17 protein-coding genes are annotated in these 23,084 nt (G+C 39.1%); 12 read left to right on the forward strand and 5 right to left on the reverse strand.

Annotation, left to right across the window (positions count from 1 at the left end; all coding sequences use genetic code 11):
• Window positions 1-36: 36 nt before the first annotated feature.
• Window positions 37-726, forward strand: a complete 690-nt coding sequence (locus tag PL11_RS04865; protein WP_035167752.1) for an aspartate/glutamate racemase family protein — start codon at window positions 37-39, stop codon at window positions 724-726.
• A 129-nt stretch (window positions 727-855) separates the two neighbouring features.
• Here the strand turns inward: PL11_RS04865 and PL11_RS04870 are convergent, their stop codons facing one another.
• Window positions 856-1,275 (reverse strand): C40 family peptidase, encoded by a 420-nt coding sequence (locus PL11_RS04870; protein ID WP_191982091.1) that lies wholly within the window; start codon window positions 1,273-1,275, stop codon window positions 856-858.
• A gap of 86 nt (window positions 1,276-1,361) precedes the next feature.
• Window positions 1,362-2,261 (reverse strand): DUF5776 domain-containing protein, encoded by a 900-nt coding sequence (locus PL11_RS04875; RefSeq protein ID WP_035167754.1) that lies wholly within the window; start codon window positions 2,259-2,261, stop codon window positions 1,362-1,364.
• Between the two features lie 365 nt (window positions 2,262-2,626).
• Here PL11_RS04875 and PL11_RS04880 point away from each other — a divergent pair, with 365 nt between their 5' ends.
• The 6 genes from PL11_RS04880 to PL11_RS04905 all read left to right on the forward strand — a co-directional run bounded on the left by PL11_RS04880 (window position 2,627) and on the right by PL11_RS04905 (window position 12,027).
• Window positions 2,627-5,218 carry a YfhO family protein gene (locus PL11_RS04880; RefSeq protein WP_035167755.1) on the forward strand — a complete coding sequence of 864 codons (2,592 nt, stop codon included), beginning with the start codon at window positions 2,627-2,629 and terminating at the stop codon, window positions 5,216-5,218.
• A 192-nt stretch (window positions 5,219-5,410) separates the two neighbouring features.
• Window positions 5,411-6,313, forward strand: a complete 903-nt coding sequence (gene gnd, locus PL11_RS04885) for a phosphogluconate dehydrogenase (NAD(+)-dependent, decarboxylating) (protein ID WP_035167756.1) — start codon at window positions 5,411-5,413, stop codon at window positions 6,311-6,313.
• 358 nt (window positions 6,314-6,671) lie between these two features.
• On the forward strand, window positions 6,672-7,316 hold the full coding sequence (locus PL11_RS04890) for a DUF975 family protein (protein ID WP_052127815.1): 645 nt from the start codon (window positions 6,672-6,674) through the stop codon (window positions 7,314-7,316).
• Between the two features lie 101 nt (window positions 7,317-7,417).
• The gene (locus PL11_RS04895) at window positions 7,418-8,539 is read left to right on the forward strand and encodes an NAD(P)-dependent alcohol dehydrogenase (protein ID WP_035167757.1); all 1,122 of its coding nucleotides are present in this window, start codon (window positions 7,418-7,420) and stop codon (window positions 8,537-8,539) included.
• A 149-nt stretch (window positions 8,540-8,688) separates the two neighbouring features.
• Window positions 8,689-11,523 (forward strand): fibro-slime domain-containing protein, encoded by a 2,835-nt coding sequence (locus tag PL11_RS04900; RefSeq protein ID WP_035167758.1) that lies wholly within the window; start codon window positions 8,689-8,691, stop codon window positions 11,521-11,523.
• Window positions 11,524-11,544: 21 nt separating this feature from the next.
• On the forward strand, window positions 11,545-12,027 hold the full coding sequence (locus PL11_RS04905) for an LPXTG cell wall anchor domain-containing protein (RefSeq protein ID WP_035167759.1): 483 nt from the start codon (window positions 11,545-11,547) through the stop codon (window positions 12,025-12,027).
• A gap of 77 nt (window positions 12,028-12,104) precedes the next feature.
• On the opposite strand, the gene PL11_RS04910 is transcribed toward PL11_RS04905, so the two are convergent.
• Together PL11_RS04910 and PL11_RS04915 are read right to left on the reverse strand one after the other, a co-directional pair.
• A complete protein-coding gene (locus PL11_RS04910) occupies window positions 12,105-12,308 on the reverse strand; it encodes a hypothetical protein (protein ID WP_035167760.1) in 204 nt (67 codons plus the stop codon).
• 14 nt (window positions 12,309-12,322) lie between these two features.
• Window positions 12,323-13,273: an AraC family transcriptional regulator gene (locus PL11_RS04915; RefSeq protein ID WP_035167761.1), complete on the reverse strand. Its 951-nt coding sequence runs from the start codon at window positions 13,271-13,273 to the stop codon at window positions 12,323-12,325.
• A 338-nt stretch (window positions 13,274-13,611) separates the two neighbouring features.
• On the opposite strand from PL11_RS04915, the gene PL11_RS04920 reads away from it, so the two are divergent.
• From PL11_RS04920 to PL11_RS04935, 4 genes are all read left to right on the forward strand, one after another.
• Complete coding sequence (locus PL11_RS04920; protein ID WP_035167762.1) at window positions 13,612-15,027, forward strand: MFS transporter; 1,416 nt, start codon at window positions 13,612-13,614, stop codon at window positions 15,025-15,027.
• A 38-nt stretch (window positions 15,028-15,065) separates the two neighbouring features.
• Window positions 15,066-17,027 carry a glycoside hydrolase family 127 protein gene (locus tag PL11_RS04925; protein WP_035167763.1) on the forward strand — a complete coding sequence of 654 codons (1,962 nt, stop codon included), beginning with the start codon at window positions 15,066-15,068 and terminating at the stop codon, window positions 17,025-17,027.
• Window positions 17,028-17,209: 182 nt separating this feature from the next.
• Window positions 17,210-18,379: an acetate/propionate family kinase gene (locus tag PL11_RS04930; protein ID WP_035167764.1), complete on the forward strand. Its 1,170-nt coding sequence runs from the start codon at window positions 17,210-17,212 to the stop codon at window positions 18,377-18,379.
• Window positions 18,380-18,723: 344 nt separating this feature from the next.
• Window positions 18,724-20,097, forward strand: a complete 1,374-nt coding sequence (locus PL11_RS04935; RefSeq protein ID WP_035167765.1) for a sugar porter family MFS transporter — start codon at window positions 18,724-18,726, stop codon at window positions 20,095-20,097.
• Between the two features lie 380 nt (window positions 20,098-20,477).
• Here PL11_RS04935 and PL11_RS04940 read toward each other — a convergent pair whose 3' ends face one another.
• On the reverse strand, window positions 20,478-21,503 hold the full coding sequence (locus PL11_RS04940; RefSeq protein ID WP_035167766.1) for an aldose epimerase family protein: 1,026 nt from the start codon (window positions 21,501-21,503) through the stop codon (window positions 20,478-20,480).
• Window positions 21,504-21,784: 281 nt separating this feature from the next.
• Between PL11_RS04940 and PL11_RS04945 the strand changes: the two genes are divergently transcribed.
• The gene (locus PL11_RS04945) at window positions 21,785-22,888 is read left to right on the forward strand and encodes a GntR family transcriptional regulator (protein ID WP_035167767.1); all 1,104 of its coding nucleotides are present in this window, start codon (window positions 21,785-21,787) and stop codon (window positions 22,886-22,888) included.
• The last annotated feature ends 196 nt before the right edge of the window (window positions 22,889-23,084 follow it).

The following is a 23,084-nucleotide window of genomic DNA, read 5'->3' on the forward strand; positions in this document are numbered from 1 at the left end:
CTGTAAAGTAGGTTTAAGGCTGGAAGAAGGATTTTAATGAAGAAAATTGGGTTGGTTGGTGGTATGGGACCTGAATCCACACTGGATTACTACAAGCAAATCACCAGAAAATACGAACAGAAAAAACCACGCAGCTTCCCGCCTTTGGTGATGGATAGTTTGGATGTTTTTGAAATTTTGAAAGACGAAGAGAACGGTGAACGAGATTTACTAGTTCAAAAGCTTAATCATAGCGTTCAGAATCTACAAGCTGCGGGAGCCGATTTTGCTGTGCTTACAGCTAACACACCACACATCGTGTTTGATGAACTACAAAATGTCTCATCTCTACCCCTGATCAGCATTTTGGACAGTACCGCTCGAGCAATTCAAGCAAGTAAGCAGAAGCGAGTGTTGCTACTTGGAACGGGAGTGACAATGACGAAGTCGTTCTTTGTGGACAAATTAAGGGAGTACTCAATTGAGGTAGTCGTGCCTAATGCGGCAGAAATAGAACGAATCAGCTCAATTATCGCTGATGAATTGGAACTTGGAATCGTTAATCCTGATAGTAAGCAATATCTGATAGCTGTAATTGAAAACTATCGAAGCAGTGGAGTTCAAGGAGTGATTCTGGGTTGTACTGAGTTACCATTAGCAATTAGTGCGAGTGATGTGTCTGTTAAAGTATATGATACCGTCAAGATTCACGTTGATGAGATACTAAAGTATGCGATGGGCGAGTAGTTACGGTTGGTGACTGCCTGTAGCAAATACTTGGATAAATTAAAAAAGCAGCGATAATTTCAATAAAAAGAAATTATCGCTGCTTTTTCGGTACGCCTGATTTTTATCAGACTTCTGATTTATTTATTTTTAATAAGATAAGTTTGCTGGTCTTGAGAAACCAACTACGTGCCACCATGGGGCGTAAACTTTTTCGACAACAACACCACGGTTTTGAGAATCAATCATCTTACCGTTACCAATGTACATACCAACGTGGTAAATGCTGTGCTTGCTACCACCGAAGTATACTAGGTCACCCTTTTTGATGTTTGACTTGGTTACATGTTTAGTGTGGTTGTATTGTGCTTGAGCAGTTCTTGGAATCGACTTCTTGATTGACTTTTTGTAAACATACTTTGTGAAGCCAGAGCAATCAAAACGTGAAGGACCAGTTGCTCCCCATACATAACGGGCGCCAAGATGCTTCTTGGCAGTTTTAAGAACTGAGTCGTATGAACGGTTTGATGCTGAAGCGCTGTCTGATGACAAGTTAGCTGCACCGAACATGGCTACTAAAGTTGCGATAAAAAGTAATGGTTTAACGATTTTTTTGATAAGACTATTGGAAATGATAATAAATTCTCCTTTATTGATTACTGAGATACGTAGGCTTTATTTGCTGTGATGAAGTTACCGTTCGTTAGTTGGAATCTGTAGGCATTGCCATCTGATTTAACAACTGATGAAACTGATAATGTCTTTCCAGCAGTAATTTTTTTAATTCGATTTTTAAAATTCTTGTCTGAGTATTGGTAGATTGCTTTGCTAGTAGTTACCTTTTTGTTTGCAGGTAAGCTAGTAAAGTAACTTGGCTTTACGTGCTTTTCAGTGGTTGAATACCAGCTTGCAACGTTACTGTTCAAAGCTTTGTTTAGATCAACGTTTCCGGAAATTCCACTAACGCGACCCTTTGAACTGTACTGCCATAAATCTGATTTAACGTTTGGCTTTGCAGAATAGTTAGCAATCCATGAACCGTCAAATTTTGAATAGTTGATTTTGTGAACGTTCACGTAGTTTTGGTATGAGTAGTAAACTAAAGGCTTGTTAGTCAATGAACGCATTGTTTTGTACCAAGCGTTGACGTAAGCTTGCTCGCTACCCTTACCTTTACGGTGCTCGTTATCTAATACGTAGAAACGTGCGTGTTTGTTACTACGTTTATAGAAGTCTTTGGCTTCCTTCTTGGCATCAGCCACGCTACTAAATTCAGCGTAACCATATTGACCGAATGGTACTTTATATTTGTATGCGCCTGCTGCATTGACATCTTTCTTTGAATCGATTGAGAAATCAGCATCGCCGGTATCACCGTGTTGAACTCTGATGATTACCATCTTCAAATCCTTTGAAGCCTTGCTCCAATTAATGCTTCCTTGATATTGAGAAACATCTGCGATTTTAGTTTTACTAGCATAGGCTGTGGTTCCAATCGTAAGTGCGGCTAAGGCACCCATGAATAGGCCGGCTATTTTCTTATAATTGACTTTCATAAATAGTCCTCCTCTAAAAGATACAAGAGCTATTGTATAGGATGAATGCTACCAAACAATATCAAGGTGGTTTCATAAATGTTAAAAAAGATTTCAGATTTAAAAATAAGCAGCAATTGCCATTGCAATGGGAATATTCTTAGTTGAGAAAATCAAAATTTTTTAAAAAAATTAACAAATTAACCTAAAACGTCCTTTTCTTAGCCGTAAAATGTCGTAAATGTTTCAAAAATAGTCAACTATGTAACATAGGCACGACACATCGTAATGGAATCGGTGATGGAAAAATGGTGGGGATTATTCCCGTCCGTTAAGGATTTACGTTACAATGAATGAGCATTAATAAAATAGAAAGAGTTTGAACGATGTTAACGACAAAAGCAAATGAACGCAGAAATTTTTATATTAAAGCACTAATTATTCCGGTAATTGTACTGACGGCCATGTTTTTAATCCTTAGAATTAGTCCGTTTGGTCCCCGAAACTTCTTAATTAGTGACCTTTCTACGCAATACTTACAGTTTTTTACGGAGCTTCGCCGCCAACTTCTCCATTTAAACTTTTCTAGCTACTCGTTTCTAATCTCAATTGGAGACAGTGTGGTACCAATCTATTCCTATTACTTACTAAGTCCACTTAATTTGATAATTGTGTTCTTTAAAAATGCTCAGCTACCGATTGCAATCGACTTAATTATTTGGTTGAAGCTTATCTTGGCAAACATCACGATGAGTACATATTTAGCTAAGAAGTATCAAAAGTATGATGTGATGGCAATTGGGGCTGGGGTCGCATATGGCCTCTGTGGATTCGTTGCTATGTATTTCTATGATTTGATGTGGCTGGATGCATTAATTATGTTGCCGATCGTTATCATGGGACTGGAGCGGTTATTCTACCAAGATAGAGTTTGGCTCTACGTCTTTTCGTTAGCGTACACAATCATTACTAACTACTATATGGGTTATATTCTGTGTATTTTTAGTGTTCTATATTATGTTTACTTGCTTCTATTAAATCAGCCAAACAAACTTTCCTTGAAGCCTTATATCAAACAACAAGGGCGGCAAACAGCAAAGTTCCTTTGGTATTCATTTTTGGTGGGGGGACTTTCTGCTCTGGTATTAGTTCCTACTGGTATCGCAATGATTTCCACTGGGAAAAGTGATTTGGCGTTAAAAAATTTCTTCTTAAAGGGAAGTTTCGGACTTAGTTCATTGGTTAACCTGGGGGTTGGAGCTAACAACTTTACTGGCCGACTAGTCCATGATCCGAGTTTCTTTAGCGGCACTGTGTTTATTATTGCTGCAATTTGTTACTTCTTTTCAACTAAGATCAATCAGCGTAGTAAGCAAGCTGCTGGATTTGTTTTGGGAGCAGTGTTTTTGGGGATGTGGCTCAGACCACTAAACACGGTATGGCATATGTTCCAGAAGCCGGCTGGTTTTCCATTCAGAATGGTATTTGTTCTAAGTTTTTTAGTGATTATGCTGGGCTTTGAAGCTTATACCAAAGGTGTGTTTAAAGACCGCCAGCTGATTGTAAGAACTACAGCTGGAGTAGCTGTTGCACTAACGGTTGGCTATATTTTTGCAAATATTTTTGGTAAAAAAATGCAGCCATTTAAATTTACGATTCCCCAATTGTCCGTTAGTAACTGGTTTTTACTACTGGGAATTGGGTTCTTAGCCCTAACGGCGTTTTTGATGATTGGAACAACAGTTAATTCTGATGTTAAAAAACACTACCTAGTATTAACTATTATGGTAGAAATGGTTCTGAACTTTTTAATTGCAACTGGTGGAGCTCCATTTACCAGCCAACGAGAGTATGCCAAAGCATATAATCGCAGCGAAAAGGTAATGGCAGCCGTTAATTCCGATGATTTAGATCACGGGAGAGCTTACAGATCAGTAGTTATTAATCATCCAATGAAAGAATTATATGCAGAACCCTACTATGGATATAATGATGCCTTGATTTTTCAAAATCGTGGGATTAGCTCATACAGTTCAACGTTGAATTCGCATACCCATCATGTACTTGCGAGTTTAGGCTTCTCAACTAGAAATATTCGGCGAATCGATATGCTTGGGGGGACAGCGGTCTCTAATCACTTACTGGGAATTCGCAACCAAGTTGTGATTGGCAAACATCGAGTTAAGGTTCATAAAAACCCACAGGTCGCCCCAATTGGTTTCATGGTTAACGACGGTGTTCAGAATTTGACCTTCGAAAAAAATATGATTTTCAATAACTTAAACCGTCTAGTTCAGACAGAGGCAGGTAATAACAAACAGTACTTTAAAGCTCCTCAAATTATGGCAACTAAAAGCAACTATCGACGAGGAACGTACAACTATACACTAAAAATCAAGTCGCAGGTAACAGGTCCACAGTATCTTTACATTCCTAGTAAACGACTATATGGGGTAACGGTTTCCGTTAATGGCAGGAAGTTATCATCAATTTATAGTGGTTTAGGGACAGAAGTCTTACCGCTTGGAACCAAGAAGATGAATCAGCCGTTTGTTGTGAGAGTGACATCAACGTACGAACTTGCTGGATTAGCTAGTGATTTTTCTGGCATGAATGGTAATGCCTTTAAGCGGGATGTGCTAGAGAACCCTACCAGTACTTTTGAATTTGATGAACCAGAAAAGTTAAATTACCAAGGTAGTAATTTTAAAGGTAACGTCAACGTAATCAAGGATCACCAAACATTATTGTTAAGTATGCCGTTTGATAAGGGATGGCACGTTACTGTAAACGACAAGCCGCACCAGATATTAAAAGTGGCCGATGGGTTGATGGGGATTAAGTTAACTCCGGGGGAGAAACAGCTACATTTCAGATATGAAGCGGCTGGACTAGGCTTAGGACGCCTATTGACAGGGATTGCTGTGGTCCTAATGTTGATTACAGCTGGAGTTCGCATTAAAAAGCGTAAAATGTAAATCAATTTCAAATGTTAATAAAAGTCGTTAAGCCTGTGTAAAGGATAAAAGCCTATTACACAGGCTTTTTAAATCTTATTCGAAAAAAATTTACATTTTTGCCACTTTTTACTTGTGAAAATTATTTTCAAATTATATAATGTCCTTGTAAGTATTAAAGAAGATGTTTTTAAGGACAAGGAGACAGAGAATATGCAAATTGGTATGATTGGTTTAGGAAAAATGGGTCTTAACCTAGTTAAGAACATGATTCGTAACGGAAATGAAGTTGTTGCTTTTGATTTGAACGCTGATAACGTTAAACTTGCCGAAGAAGCAGGTGCAATCGCTGCTACAAGTAACGAAGACCTTGTAAGCAAGTTACAAGCTCCAAAGACTGTTTGGATCATGGTTCCAGCCGGCAAGCCAACCGACTCAACTGTTGAAGAATTAGTTGGCCTTCTTTCAGAAGGTGACTACCTAATTGATGGTGGTAACTCATTCTACGAAGATTCACTACGTCACAGCAAGATTGCTGCAGAACAAGGAATTAACTTCTTTGACTGTGGTACTTCAGGTGGTAAAGATGGTGCCCTTAACGGTGGTAACTTTATGATTGGTGGACCAAGTAAGGAAGCATTTGAACATTTAGTACCATTGTTTGAAGGTATTTCTGAAAAAGACGGTTACCTTTACACTGGTGAACCAGGTTCTGGTCACTACTTGAAGATGGTTCATAATGGTATCGAATACGGTATGATGGAAGCTATCGGTGAAGGTTACGATGTTCTTCACAACAGTCAATTTGAATACGATAACGAAGCAGTTGCTAAAGTTTGGTCACACGGTTCAGTTATCCGTGGATGGCTAATGGAACTTGCTGAAGAAGCCTTTGCTAAGGATGCTAACCTAGATAACATTGCTGGTGTTATGCACTCATCTGGTGAAGGTAAGTGGACTATCCAAGAAGCACTTAAGCTTGGTGTTCCAGTTCCCGTTATTGCTAACTCACTATTTGTCCGTAATTACTCAGAAGCAGACGATACCTTTACTGGTAAGGTTGTTTCATCATTGCGTAATGGTTTTGGTGGCCACGCAATGGACATGAAGAAGTAATTTAAATTAATTCAAAAAAGATTAGGCGAATGCCTAATCTTTTTTTGTGTCTGAACTAATTTGGGGAGCTTACTGATTCTCTAATTACAAGTTCAGGCTTAAACTCTTGATAGTCATTAGCAACAGAAAAATCTCCGCTGAGTAGCTTCTCTAAAGATTCTAACGAAGTTAAAACTAATTGCGGTTTGGAAACCTAGATTCCCTGTTTGGTGATTTCTAACACTGTATCGTTACCCCGTCAGGCGTTTCGAACACCAGTGTTGGGTAATTTTGCAATGTAAACTATTGGTTTCTTTCCAACACAGTGTTTGAGGTGTACTCTGTGAGAGATACATATAACATATTTGGAGGAATCGCTTTGAATCGTCAAGAGCTTAAAGAAGATGCTAGATCGCTATTGAACCAACATTACAGCTATTATTTTATTATGATATTGCCATTGATCATTGTAATGATTTTTAATGGATTACTGAGTAATGGTGATCATGAAACTGCGTCACTTTTTGTATCAACTATACTTGATTTACTGGAATACAGTTTGCTGTATACCTTCATCGACATTGCCCGTAACCAAGATGACTTTAAAAAACCAATTGTTAAAGCGTTTGTTGTGTTTAGCAATGGCTACCTATTTTTAGGAACTTTGCTCATGAATATTTTAACTAGTATTATGTGCTTTCTGTGGGGAATCCTCTTAGTAATTCCCGGATTTGTCAAAGCTTATTCGTATTCGCAAGCCTTATTTATTTACCGAGATTCGGTTGCTGAAGATGCGCCAATGGGATATATTGAGGCAATTACTGAGAGTAGACGATTGATGGATGGACACAAGCTGGAGTTGTTCATTTTAGACCTGTCATTCATTGGCTGGGCTCTAGCTGTTCTTGTCACATTGGGAATTGCTAGTATTTGGGTTATCCCATACTATCACCAAACTAAGGCTCAGTTTTATAAAGGCTTAACTGATGAGGACGATCGGTTGAACGGAAATCCAATAATCTAATGAAAAAAATTGTAACCACTTGAAAATGGCTTTGCCTTTTTGGGTGGTTTGCGTTTTAATTGATATGTAAGCGTTATCAAAAAAATCGAGGAGATGCTAACATGAAAATTAAAGCAGCAGTGGTTAATGAAAAAGGGGCACCGTTTGAAATTAAGGATGATGTGGAATTAGCTGAACTACAGCCGGACGATCTTCAAGTTCACATGGTTGCTAGTGGAATCTGCCATTCTGACGAAGCTTTGAAAAAAGGGGACGCTGTCATTGGCTACCCAATAATTCTTGGCCATGAAGGCTCAGGAATTGTTGAAAAAGTTGGCTCAGAAGTTAAGGGCTTTGAACCTGGGGATCACGTTGTTCTTTCATTTTACGGATGCGGAAATTGTGTTAACTGTTTGCGTGGAGTTCCTACTCAGTGTCTGAACTACGCTGCAAATAATCTATCAGGAGTTCGTCCTGACGGGAGCGCCCACTTTAAGGAAAATGGCAAGGACGTTGCTGACATGTTTGACCAATCTTCATTTACAACTACAACGGTTGTTCGTGAAAGAAATGCCGTTAAAGTACCAAAAGATTTAGACTTAAGAATGCTTGGACCTCTTGGATGCGGATATGTTACTGGTAGCGGAACTGTCCTTAATACGCTTAAACCAAAACCAGGCCAAACAATTGCTGTATTTGGTACTGGAGCGGTTGGTTTAGCGGCAATGATGGCTGGCCGAATCAGTGGCTGTACCACAGTTATTGCTGTTGATATTGTTGATTCACGATTAGAATTAGCCAAAGAGCTTGGGGCAACAGATGCAATCAACAGCAAAGGTGTAGATGTTGTTGAAAAAATCAAAGAACTCACTGGTGGCATAGGGGTAGACTTTGCTGTTGATACTACTGGAGTGACTTCTGTAATGGAGTCATCAATCAAGGCACTAGCTCAAGGAGGAACAACGGCGACGATTGCGGTAACTCCTAACCATATTGATTTGGATACATGGAATGACCTTTGTGTTGATGACAGGAAGATTGTTGGCGTCAATATGGGTGACTCAATTCCTCAAATCGACATTCCAAGATTAATTAAGTTCTATCAAATGGGAATGTTTGATTTTGACAAGACTGAAAAGTTCTATAAATTTAGCGAAATTAACGAAGCTAATGCGGATTCAATCAGCGGAAAAACAATTAAACCGGTGCTGGTAATCGATGAGGATTATCAACCGGGGAAATAATAAAAACGGACTCTAGGGTTATTTTTCTGAAACCTTAGAGCCTTTTTTTGTTTGTGCTTATACAGGTATTAGCTTGAGTAATTTTATAAAAAGAATAGAATATATTTGAAATACTAATATGTTAGTGATTTATTCTGGGGGGATAATCTATGAAACTTAAAGATAATGTGGCACCGTCACATTTCAAAATGTACAAGAAGGGGAAAAATTGGGTGTTTGGTTTTGCATTTATATCCTTACTTGGATCTACAATGGTAGCCCAGGCAAGTGATAATGTTAAAGCAGACAAACCAGTAGTCTATAGCGTTGGTAGTCGGGATGTTCCAACAAAAACTACCAGTACTAAAAAAAGACCAGCGTTAGCCCATAAAGCAGTTAATCAGGAAAGCCAGTCTAGCACTGGAGATAGTCATGCAGTTACATACCAAGTCGATTCAAGAACTACTAAACCAGTCTCTGAAAATCAATCAGCCCAACAAGCAGTAAGTAAGCCTGCTCAAGTAGCGAAAGTGATACCAAACAATACTAAAACAGTTAGCGAACAGCCTGCTAGTACAGTAAACCAGCCTGTAACTTCGCACCGTACTACGTCAATAACAAGTTCTAAGACACCGGCTACCCAAGCTGCACGTTATCATGTATCGTCTGCTGTTCAAAAAGTGGCTAGGCATACCGTGACGACAACTTCTAAGAAATATATTCCGTATAGCCAAGTTAACAAAAATGATCCCACTACTGAAGGACGGGTATTTGTTAAGAATGCTAACACTAGCGACGGAACAACAAAGTACTATGAAGTCTTAAAAGACTCGAAGGAAAATTCCACTACTTTAAAGGAAATCACAGACGAGACTACTTTGAATGAAATTGCGGGAGCTTATGCAAACCGGGTAGTAAAGGACTATTACCTCGATGAAAAGCAACTGAAAAATTATTTAAACTCATCGATTAAAAATCCAGCTATTCCAGTTGAAAACTGGAACGGTTATAAAATTGTGCGCTCAACTGGTTCAGTGGACGATTTGGTCAAAGAATTGCAGAAGTCAGACCCAACGTTTAGTGATGCCAATGTGATTGTAACTAACCAGGAATTTGTGCCATTGACTGATGTTAATAGTACAGATAACAGCGTTGAGAAGTACACTTACATTGAAAAAAATGGGAAATACTATGTGTACGATGAAACAAAGGGTGCGTTTAATGAAGAGCCTAGTTCAGCATTAAGTGCTAAAAAGGGGTATCTAGATAAAGCAAAAGCTGCTAAAGCAGTTAGAACTAACTACATGAGCAATTCAGATTTAGAGGCATTTGCCAAAAAATATCAAGACGAAATTAAGGATGCTGTTGAGAATTCGACTGATGCTGCAAAGAAACCTAAAGCGATGGACGAAACCTCGGGTAGGTATCAAGTTTTCGTTACGACTGATGAAGGAACTGCAAAAAAAGAGTCTGAGAGAAATTACATTGAGGTCAAGACTGAAGATGGTAAGGAGGGCAATGCTTATAAGGAACTCTTCTTCGCTCCTGGTGATGCAGGCTACACTACAGCCGACAAGCGCACTGTGGCGGTTGTTGACGGCCGATATTATGAATATAACTTAAAGGATGGTAAGTTTACCGAAGTTACTAATAAGAATGAGATAGCTGCAATTAAGCGGGCACAGGTGGCAAAAAAGGACACTGTTGCAGATGGAAAAGTGAAAACGTCTGCGGATCCTGTTTTCGTTCAGAAGTTGATGCCGAAGAGTGATGCTAATAATCAGGCACTTCAAGAAGCTATAAAAAACGGTAGGAATACTGTTAAGGGTACCGATGGCCAAGAGTACTATATTGTTAAGACATCTGATCCCCAAGCCTTTAATAATGGGGCATTTTACCAAGATAGCAAGGCAGTTAGGTCAACTGAAACTCCTGCTATTGGTAAAGATGAATTTGGTGTTTTAAAAACTACCAATCCAGGATTTAACATTACGGTAGGTGATTATACGACTCAGCCTGACGAAGGTGGTCATTATTACACTGGAATTAATGGTGGTCACGATTTGTTGTTCTTTAAGAATTGGTACAGTAATAACGATACTAAGACTAGCCCAATTAACATTAGTAAAGCGGGAGCAACACAGGGAATTGTAGAGAAACGATTAGGTGACGATGGCTTTCCAGTACTGGCAAGCGGGAGCAATCAATCATTAGCTTACCTATTTGATTCAGATTCGTCTCAGTATGCAACTAAGATAAACTTAGATCCAGCTAACGCCAATTTATTTACCACAGATGGAGAAGGCAATTATTCGTTTGATAGTTCCAAAAATTACGCACGCTTAGTGAATGATAAGCTGATTGTTTACAATCAACCGGCTGTATATAGCGATACTCAGGGCAGAGGGCAATTTTTACCACTTGGGGATGTTAAGAACGTCTTTAGTGGAGATTCTTTGCCAACTAGTGCAGAGGATAAGTCGATTTCTCTTAAGGCTGCTGATCCGGTTAATAATAAGCAGGCTCGTGACGAGGCAAATGATCATTACTTTGGTATGAGTATGTCAGTTGATTACACACAGCCTGAGAACGGACAAATCAATGATAAGGATTCAGTCTTTAACTTTAGTGGTGATGATGATTTTTGGCTGTATATCGATGGTAATCTAGTCCTTGATATCGGTGGTGCTCACGGTGTTGTCGGTGGTAGTATCAACTTTAAAACGGGGAATGTTACCGTTGATGGTGCCAAAAATCAGAATCTGGACAATATTCTTGGAGGTGGCTGGAATACAGCGGGAGTTGACCACAAGATTAATATTTTCTACCTTGAACGTGGAAACTATGAGTCTAATTTGAAGATGAACTTCAACTTGTCAATTCCAGAATATTACTATGCAACTAGTGCAGACTATGCAACTAAAATGGAAAAAATCTACCCCGTTTATATCTATGGTAAGAACAATAGCTTCGGAGTAATTAACCAGGTCGTTGCGGGAGTGTAACAAAGATACGGAATAAAGACGGTGACAACAACGACCAATACACCTCCAGAACCGGGTGGTGGTAACGAGGTTCCACCATTAATCCCAGGTAACGAGGTTCCGCCAACTCCGGATAACAACGTTCCACCATTAATTCCAGGTAATGAAGTTCCACCGTCACCTGAAAAGCCTAAAGTTCCTGAGACTCCCAAGCCTTCTACACCAACAAAGACTCCAAGCTTAACTCACGAAATGGGATTGACTGAGATTTCAAGTGGGCAAATCCTAAATGGTACGCCCGGTACTTGGCATTCTGGTGCTTCAGTAACTTATCATCTAGTTAATGGTAAGTACGTTGCGGTTCCATTAGAGCCAGAAGCAAAGGTAACCCAACCTAACTTTGTTCAGAATAAATTACCTCAAACTGGTGAAACCAGTGAAGGGAAGGCGGTCTCACTTTTAGGATTAGTTACCTTAGCATTCTCAGTGTTTGGTTTTGAAAAATTATTTAAAAAACAAGATTAAAAATAAGCGAATATTATGTAGAAATACGGCCATGGCTTTAAATTATTTAAGTCATGGCCGTATTGTGATTGTGTGTTTTATTTGGACTCCGACTGATTATACTTTTTGTCCAATGAAAAACTAATATAAATTGCTAGTAACAAACCTGCTGCAATAAAAATTGTGGTTAGATTATTTGGCATACTCTTTGAAGCAACTTGCCAGGCTACCCATATTAGGGCTAGTTGGAATATCCATGATATTAGTGATTGACCGGCAAATTTCTTAAAAATTAATTTCATGATGTTTCTCCTTTTTATTCTGGAATGTCCCCGTTTTCGGGGATGTAATCGATTGAATCTGCAATCCACTTAGGAATTGGAATTTGTGGATCTACATGAGGATTGTTTAAGTGAATCATGTTGTAGGAATTTCGATATTCACTAGGTGTTAGACCAGTTTCCGTTTTGAACCTGCGCATGAAAGTCTTGTCATCACTGAAGTAGGCATAATCGGCAATTTTCTTGATTGGCATTTCAGTTCTAACTAATAGTAAGGAAGCGACCTCGATTTTTAGGTGATTTAGGTATTGCAACGTTGTCATCCCAGTGTGTTTTTTGAATAACCTAGTTAAGTAATCAGGATTTAAATGAACGCAGTTGGCAATTTGATTCACACTTAAACTGCTAGACATGTGCGCACGAATCCACTCCTTTAGGTAATTCATCCTGGTTGTTTCCTCGTCAGGTTGATACTGGTTTAGAAATTGCTTGAATAGTCTGATCAAAAGTGCGGAAGTTAGAAAGTCTCTTTCTTCTACGTAGGCCAGCTCATCTCTGATTGAGAGAATCTGGTGGATTAATACCAAGATTTGGCGACTATCACTTAATTTGAATTGGCTGGGCAGTGAAATTTGGTGGTGGGTTGATTTTTGATTTCGCAATTCTGCAGCAACGGCAGCTTCGTCTTTATGGTACGTATCTTCTTTAAATTGTGAGAAAAAGTGTAACCAGTAAAAATCAGCTCCGTCTGGAGAATCTTTGAAACCTCCAAATTTAGTAAATGGCGGAACGATTAATACGTCGTCTTCATTAAGCGTATATTCTTCCGAATCAATTTCAAGGTAAACAGGCCCCTTGATACACACGATTAGTTCATAGTCACCCTTATGGTACATCTGCCGATGTTGCCATTGGGATTCCGCAATAAATTCGCCTCCTTTATAAAATAAAACACTTTTTTCAAGAGTGAAGGTAAAAAATCTCATTTTTAAGTCCTCCTTGGCTATATGTCGGAAATTAACACCTGTTATCAAAAAATAAATACTTTGTGAAATGTAGGATTTTGACACTGATTGTTTTAAAAGTGTTACTAATCGGTTTGTTTAGTACCTAAGCAGCCCCTAACAAGTCGGTTTTAATTACCATATTTCGTATTATAGACCTTTTTTAAACGTTTGAAAACGCTTACTATTGGTCTTGTAGAAAAGATCTTTTCTTGGGGGTTAACCTGTGACGGGAAGTTTTCGCCGCGAGTTTTTGTAATTTAGCAATTATTGATTGCTGATTTTTTACAGAGGTTTAAATAAAATTTGGAGGCTTTATCATGAGTGCAAACACACCTAACGCTCAACATATCGATGCAAATGTTGCTTCAGCACAAGCATTGCTTGCTGATGATAAATTACCATTACACCGTAAAATTACGTATGGTTTTACAGATATGTCTGGTAACTTGCTTTACTGTATTATCAGTTCTTACATGCTTTACTTCTTTACTAACGTTTTTGGTTTATCGGTTGGGATGGCCGGTACCTTGCTACTGATTGGTCGGATCTTTGATGCCATTGGTGCTCCAGTCATGGGTATCTTGGTTGACCATACTCACAGTAAATACGGAAAGAGTCGCCCTTGGTTCCTATGGATGTCACTACCATTTGCAATCTTCGTTTGGTTGCTATTTACCACTCCAGCTCTAAGCGGAACTGCTAAAATTCTCTACGCCGGAGTAATGTACATTCTTGCTGACTTATCATACACGGCTATGTCAACACCAATCACTTCAGTTTTACCTAACTTAACTTCTGATACTGATGGTAGAATGCAAGCCAACTCAATCCGGTTGGTATTAGGAAATGTTGGTAACTTCTTCGCTGTTACGTTCATTATTCCTTTTGCCGGCTTCCTTGGCCATGGTAACGATCAACGGGGTTGGTCATTGGCCGTTGGTGTCTACTCAATCGTCGCATTTATTCTTCTAATAATAGCTTTCTTGGATATGCGTGAAAAGAACATTGAAAGCGAAGAAGTTATCACTATTCGTCAAAGTTTAAAGGCTACAAAACATAACTGGCCTTGGATCATTATCGTGGTTGCTAACTTGCTTTACTGGACTGCATTCATTGTTCGTAACTCAGCATTGCCATACTACTTCCAATACAATTTGAGTGATAAGAACTTAATTTCGTTCTTTAACGGTTTCTCAATCATTCAGATTATCGGAATGGCTTCTGTTCCATTGTTTGTTAAGTTCCTTCATAAATGGGGAACAACAGTATTCTTCCTAGCCATGACAATGATTGGCCAAATCGGAATTGGATTTGCAGGTCACAACGTTACCCTTGCATTAGTATTCTGGTGCCTTGCATGTATCGGTTCAGGTTCAGCATGTACCATGTTCTTCGGAATGGTCGGAGACACAGTTGACTTCGGTGAATGGAAGAACGGTATCCGTGCTAATGGATTCTTAACTGCTATTGGTGCTTCATTCTGTATCCAAATGGGATCAGGATTTGGATCATTTATCGCTGCCAAGTTGATGGAACAATTCGGATTCTCAGCAGCTCTTAAGACACAAAGCGCAACTAGTCTTGGCGGAATTAGCTTTACATTCATTTGGGTTCCAGTAATCATTTACGCAATTAGCTTGATTTTGATGGTTGTTTACCGTAAATGGGAAAACCATGAACCAATTGTTAAGGCTGACCTTGCAAAGCGTCATGCTGAAGAAGCAAAGGCATAATTATTTAACTAGATTTTTTCAAAAGAGAGGGTTTAACAATGAAAGTATTAACTTCACCCAAATTGAGTCACGTAGAAGTGACTTCAGACTTCTGGAAGAGATATCGTGAACTGATTGTTAAGGAAGTTTTGCCTTACCAATGGGCAGTTATGAATGATGAAGCTGACATTAGTATCGCTGAAGATCCCCAAAACAATGGTCAAGATAAGAATAGTCATGCAGTTGCCAACTTAAAAATAGCTGCGGGTAAGATGGAAGGCCATCACTATGGCTTTCCATTCCAAGACACCGACGTTTATAAGTGGTTAGAAGCTGCTGCATATTCATTTAATTACCATCCAAATGAAGATTTACAAAAGATTACTGACGAGTTGATTGACCTAATTGCCGAGGCTCAAGATGATGATGGTTACCTATCAACTTACTTCCAGATTGATGCTCCAGAAAGAAAGTTCAAACGCCTTCAACAATCACATGAACTATACACAATGGGTCATTATATTGAAGCTGGAGTTGCCTACTACCAATCAACTGGAAACCAAAAGGCCTTAGACATTGCTACTAGAATGGCTGACTGTATTGACCAAAACTTTGGTCTTGAAGACGGCAAGATTCCAGGGTACGATGGTCATCCAGAAATTGAACTTGCATTAGCACGCTTGTACGAAGTTACTAAGGAAAAACGCTACCTCGATTTGGCTCATTATTTCTTGAACCAACGTGGACAAGATCCTGAATTTTTCAATAAACAAATTGAAGAGGATGGAGAAGAACGTGATCTAATTGCTAACATGCGCGAATTCCCCCTTAGCTACTACCAAAATGATAAGCCAATCAAGGACCAAGAATCTTTAACTGGTCATGCTGTTCGGGTTGTGTACTTATGTACTGGAATTGCTCACGTTGCTCGTTTAACTGGCGATGAAGACTTACTCGCTGCCTGCAAACGTTTTTGGAACGATATTGTAAAACGCAGAATGTACGTGACTGGTAATATTGGTTCAACTACTACCGGTGAGTCATTTACTTATGACTATGATTTACCAAATGACACTGATTATGGTGAAACTTGTGCTTCTGTTGGAATGTCATTCTTTGCAAAGCAAATGCTTAATATCGAAGCAAAAGGTGAATATGGTGATGTTCTTGAAAAGGAATTATTTAACGGAACACTATCAGGGATGTCACTTGATGGTAAGCATTTCTACTATGTGAACCCACTTGAAGCTGATCCCGTAGCTTCAAAGGGTAATCCAGGTAAATCACACGTGTTGACTCATAGAGCCGATTGGTTTGGCTGCGCTTGCTGTCCAGCTAACTTAGCTCGGTTGATTGCTTCAGTTGACCAGTATATTTACACTGAAGGCGAGGATGCAGTGCTTTCTCACCAATTTATCTCAAACACTGCTGAATTCCAAAATGGTGTTACTGTTTCCCAAACTAATAACTTCCCTTGGGCCGGAGACATTCATTACACCATTGAAAATCCTAGTGGTGAAGACTTCAAACTAGGAATCCGTATCCCGGGTTGGTCAAACAAAACTAGTTATAAAGTTAATGGTGAAAACAAGTCGTTATCTGTTGAAGATGGTTTTGTATACGTAATTGCTACGGATGGAACCACAACTATTGATATCGAGCTTGATATGAGCACTAAGTTTATGCGCTCAAATAACCGTAACGTTTCTGATTACGGCAAGGTTGCTGTTCAAAGAGGCCCAGTGGTTTATGCTGCGGAACAAGCTGATAATGAAATTCCACTTTGGTTGTACAAAGTTAACACCAAAGAAGAACCTGAATACCACTTCGACGAAAAACTACTCGATGGCGTTGGCGTACTAAAAGTAGTAGCTGACAAACCTGCCCTGGATAGTGAAAATGATGATTTATATGTTGAAGATCAGGAACAAGAATTAATCCCAAGTACATTAACATTGATTCCTTACTACGCATGGGCTAACCGTGAAGACGGTCAAATGCGGGTTTGGTTAAACAAATAATTAAAAGGTTTGGGTGAGACTCTCCCCGCTCACTTAATCTTGATAAGTAGTCACACATTCAAATATCTCCTAAGCTAAAAGCTTCCACATTATGTGGAAGCTTTTATTATGTAAGCGTTTTTCATTAAGCCCAATCTATGGTTTAATAGAGGTATCATCAATCTACGTTAGGGGACTAGACTATGAAAATATTGATTGTAAACGCAGGAAGCTCTTCATTAAAGTTCAAACTATTTGAAATGCCAAACGAAGATGTATTGGCATCAGGAGAAATTGAACGACTTAATATGCCAGGCTCTAAAGTGAAAATCAAGTATGGAGATGGTGAAGTTTATAAGGAAGAGCAAGATAAGATTGATTATGAACAATCTGCCGGAATTATGCTTAATCGTTTGAAAGACCTTAATGTTATCGAACATTTAGGTGATATTAAAGCGGTTGCTCACCGGGTAGTTGCCGGTGCCAATGTATTTGATAAGGTAGCTGAAATTAATGACCAAACACTCAAACAAATTGTTGATTTGGGAGAAATTGCTCCAATTCATAATCCGAGTGAGGCTAAATATATCGATATCGTTGCTTCGATCTTACCTGACGTTAAGCAATATGCAGTATTTGACAGTGCCTTTTTCCATGATGTTCCTGAGATGAATGGCCAATACGGGATTCCTCACGAACTCACAGAAAAGTTTGGAATCCAACGTTATGGAGAACACGGAATAAACCACACTTACATTACTCAAGAGGCAATGAAGATGTTGGGAACCGATAAAGCAGACCTTGTCACTTTACATCTTGGTTCTGGCTCATCAATTGCCGCTGAGCGTGATGGAAAGTGTTATGACACCTCAATGGGTTACACCCCGATGAACGGGCTCCTGATGGGAACTAGAGCAGGAGACGTGGATCCAGCTTTAGTGCCATTTTTGATGAAACGAATGGGCGCCTCCGCTGATGAAATTATTGAAATGTTTAACGAAAGATCAGGAATGCTTGGAGTATCTGGGATTTCATCTGACATGCGCGACCTTGAGGAATCTGATGATTCGCGGGCTAAATTAGCGCTTGATATGTTCCTAACTCGGGTAATTAAATACGCTGCTTCGTACATTACTGAACTAGATGGGGTTGATGCCATTGTGTTCTCAGGTGGGATTGGCGAACACGATGAATGGGTTCGTTCAGAAGTATGTAAAAAATTGCGCTGGTTTGGAATTAAACTTGATGAAGAGAAAAATCATGCCCAACAGCCGGGTGACATGAGTGCTCCAGATTCGAAAGTTAAGGTGTTTCTGATTCCTGCCGATGAAGAAATTGCCATGGTGCGCGATGTGTTTAAATATCAAAATTAGATTAAAACGGGTTCATACTTGGTAGTTTCAAATACTGGTATGAAGCCGTTTTTATTTTTTAAAAAATATTTTTAAAAATTATCCGTATAAGCCAATCCCTTGGGGCATAAGGGGTGGTTGACGAAAAGGCTTACATTTTTAGAAACCGCTTCCTTGATTTATACGTACAAATAATATATTATAATTTTTGTAAGCGTTACCTATACTTTGAAATATAAGCTAGTGCGTTGCAAAACCACTGTGTCTGCCATCATTTCAGTGACGTTTTACACCAAAAAATATTATGGCCGTAATATTTATGTTTAGGTTAATCAATATAAAAAATATTGTTTAGGAGAATAACTATGGAGAAAGAAAAAAAGATCCCAAGTGGTTTCATATACTTCTTTGGTTCATTCGGTGGAATCCTTTTTGGTTACGATATCGGTGTTATGACCGGTGCGCTACCATTCTTGCAAATTGATTGGAGTTTGCAAAACAGTGCAGGAGTTGTTGGTTGGATTACTTCAGCCGTTATGTTCGGTGCTATTTTCGGTGGTGCTATCGCCGGTCAATTGTCTGATAGACTTGGCCGTCGGAAGATGATTTTGATTTCAGCTTTGATTTTCGTTATTGGTTCTGTATTGTCAGGAGTTTCTCCTCACAACGGTACTCTTTACTTAATCATTGTGCGGATTTTCTTAGGTACAGCCGTTGGTGCTGCTTCAGCTTTGGTTCCTGCTTATATGTCAGAAATGGCACCCGCAAAATTGCGTGGTCAATTATCAGGTTTGAACCAAACTATGATCGTTTCAGGAATGTTGCTATCATATATCGTTGACTTCTTGCTTAAGGACCTTCCAGAACACTGGGCATGGAGATTAATGTTAGGTTTGGCTGCTGTTCCAGCTTTGATCTTGTACTTCGGAGTTTTGAAATTGCCAGAATCACCACGTTTCTTAGTTAGAACTGGTCACGAAGATGAAGCACGTAAAGTGTTAACTTACATCCGTAAAGATGACTCAGCAATCGACAAAGAACTTGCTGACATTAAGGAAACTGCTCAAGATGAAAAGAAAGCTGCCGTTTCAACATCATGGGCAACATTGTTTAGTGGTAAGTATCGTTACCTTGTTATCGCCGGTATTGGTGTTGCTGCATTCCAACAATTCCAAGGTGCTAACGCCATCTTCTACTACATTCCATTGATTGTTGAAAAAGCTACTGGTAATGCCGCTAGTTCAGCACTTATGTGGCCAATTATTCAAGGTGTTATCTTGGTTCTTGGTTCATTGCTCTACATCGCAATTGCCGATCGCTTTAACAGAAGAACCCTTATCATGATGGGTGGTACTGTCATGGGTCTTTCATTCTTACTTCCAGCTGTTATTAACTGGATGATGCCACACACTAACCCAATGATGATTGTTGTGTTCCTATGTATCTATGTTGCATTCTACTCATTCACATGGGCTCCACTTACATGGGTTATCGTTGGTGAAATCTTCCCATTGGCAATTAGAGGTCGTGCATCAGGTTTAGCTTCATCATTTAACTGGATTGGTTCATGGTTAGTTGGTTTGCTATTCCCAATCATGACTGCATCAATGCCACAAGAAGCAGTGTTCGCTATCTTTGGTGTAATTTGTATCATTGGTGTTGCCTTCACTAAGTTCTGTGTTCCTGAAACACGTGGACGTACTCTTGAAGAAATTGAAGAGCAAGGTACTAGAAAATAATATTTCTATTAAAATAAATGGCTCGGGACTGTGATCCCGAACCATTTTTAATTTGCTAATAAATTCGTTATATTGTGTAAAAAAACAGCCACAGTCCTTTGTAATTAAAAGAATTGTGGCTGGCTTTTGTGATTGTGTTGATGAAGCTATTGTAAATTTTATACAGTGGTTATTGCGAGTGACAGTGAGCATCAGGAGTGAATCCCGCTACTCGAAACGCTCAGTATGTGTCATCGTTGTGGGGGAACTACTACGGAATCGTAGATTCCTGTAGGCTCCACGCAGTCTCTGTCGCGACTAACCGCCACTATTCGTGCCGATTAGTAAGCGTCATCGTTGCGGGCACGCTACCACGAAATCGAAGATTTCTGTAGCGTTGCCTAAAACTCGGCCTTGTACGAAATTTCGTAACTCTTCTCTTTACCTGCAGGAAGCACGATATCACCAAATCCTTCGTGGTTCACAGCATCTGGAAGGTTTTGCGCTTCTAGTGCAACTCCCATGTATGGTTTACCAGTTCCGTATTCCTTAAAGCTCATTGAGCTAAGGTCATCCGGCGTGAAGACAACTAGCCCATTACGAGCTGACTTAATTGATACTTTACGACCAGATGCTGAATCGTTAAGCACTGCAATTGGTTGGTCAGCTTGATGATCATTGATAACAAAAATATCATCAAACGCACTACCAGTTTGTGATTCTTTCTTTTCAATTGCTGAACCAAGTTCTTGTGCCGAATTAAAATCAAACACTGTTGAGTTAACGTCTAACTGCTTGCCAGTTGGTGTTTTGTCGTCTTTGTTTAAGTCTAGGTGTTTATCTGCATTGATTTGAAGAGAGTGTTGCTTAACGTTATCGGTATCACCTAAATTAAAGTAGATGTGTTGAGTTGGGTTAAACAATGTGTCTTCTGTACTTTCAGCGGTGTACTTAATTGTAAGTTCGTTATCGTCACTCAATGAATATTCAATTTTAGCATCGAGATCACCTGGGAATGAATCATGTGATGATGCAATGTGTTTTGATAAAACAATTTTGTCACCATCGATGGCGCCTTCCCAAAGAAATGATGAGAAGCCGTTTGGCCCACCGTGAAGGGTTGTTTCACCTTCGTTTGTGTCTAGGTGAACAGTCTTGCCGTTCAAGGTGTAAGTTCCCTTAGTTGTTCTACCAGCAGTCCGACCAATTGCCATACAGAAGTAGAATGGATTATCTAAGTATTTTTCTGGTGATTCGAAGTTGATAACTAAGTTCTTCTTACCGCCATCTTTAGTGGGAACTAAAAATTCATAAAGTGCACCACCTAAAGTTAGTGCTGAAATAGAAACATTGTTTGAGTTAGTAATTGTGTATTTTTCAACAGGGGTTCCTTTGTAAGAACCGAAGTTTGTTTTAGTAACTTCCATGTTAATCTCCTTAGATTGAAAAAAATATTAGCGAAATGAAAACGCTTAATCTTATTATAATTCTATTTTGGTGGAGAGCGCAATTGTTCTAACGTAATTCATACGGATAATTTCAAATACCATGACATGTTTTATTACTTACCTAACAAATTAAACCAATAAATTAAAGCATTTTAAGCGACTTGTTGGAAAAATACATGATAAAGTAATAACAAATTTGGTTAATTTTTAGAAATGAATGATATAATACAATTAATAATCTGTAACGACAGGGGAAACATATGGAAACTAAGTATTCAAAAGTGAAGAAAGGCCTAAAGCACGACATAGTTGGGCGCAAATATATGATTCATGATAAGTTGCCAACTGAGTCTGAACTAATGGACATGTTTAGTGTTAGTCGGTACACAATCAGGAGAGCCATGGGGGATCTTGAACACGAGGGCTACATTGAAAGAGTTCAGGGTGGCGGAATGTACGTTGCTGACTGGGTTAATAAAGACTCTGATTTAAAGCTAAATCGGACTGTCGGAGTTGTCACAACACACATTGCTGATTATATTTTCCCAAATATTATTAGTGGAATCGATCAAGTTATTTCTGACGAAGGTATGTCCGTACTAATTGGAAATACACATGATCAACACGATAAAGAGCGTCAAAGCTTGATCAATATGTTGGATAATGATGTTGCGGGGTTTATTGTTGAGCCCACTCAAAGTACATTGGATAATCCGAACTTGGATATTTACCAGACAATTCAGGAAGCTGGTAAGCCGGTTGTCTTTATCAACTCACATTACGCTGAACTACCATTTCCATATGTAGAGTTAAATGATGAAAACGCTGAAAAGCAACTCATTGAGCATCTATTAGATGTTGGACATGAAAAGATAATGGGAATTTTCCAGGTTGATGACCGCCAGGGAGTTAACCGGATGAGTGGTTTTGTCAAAGCCTATCAAAATCGACCAAACATCGCCTCGCTAGGGGATATTATGATGTATCGTTCTAGTGATGATATCAATAGTGTTTTGAACCAGGTTAAAGAAAGAATTTCTAGCGAAAATGCGACTCGACCAACTGCTATTGTCTGCTATAACGATGAGTTAGCAATTGAGGTTTTAGGGTTGCTCAGCAAAATGGGGATTTCTGTTCCGGATGACATTTCCTTAGCAGGGTTTGATGATTATGAGTTGTCTAAATACATTAGTCCTGGCTTAACGACAATGGTGCATCCTAAGCGAGAACTTGGGATTGACGCTGCTAAGATGCTGTTATCGATGATTAATAAGGGATCTAAGTCTAAGCCAAAGGTTTTAGAAGCTGAACTGGTTAAGCGTGATTCGGTTAAGAAGATAGTTAAGAAAAGATCTAAAAAATAGTATCTGAATATTAGAAGTGTGACCCTATATTTTCAGCAAGCGACAATGTAGGGACGCACTTTTTTTATGGAATTGGCGATTTGTTAGAACCCAATTTAGATAAATTATTATGCTTGGAATAGCGGTAAATCAGCGTTTTTGAAACCGATTTCAAATTCTTGTGCTAATAAATAATTTTACCTGTTGATTTATGCGG

The organism is Lentilactobacillus curieae (genome assembly GCF_000785105.2).
Taxonomy (GTDB): domain Bacteria; phylum Bacillota; class Bacilli; order Lactobacillales; family Lactobacillaceae; genus Lentilactobacillus; species Lentilactobacillus curieae.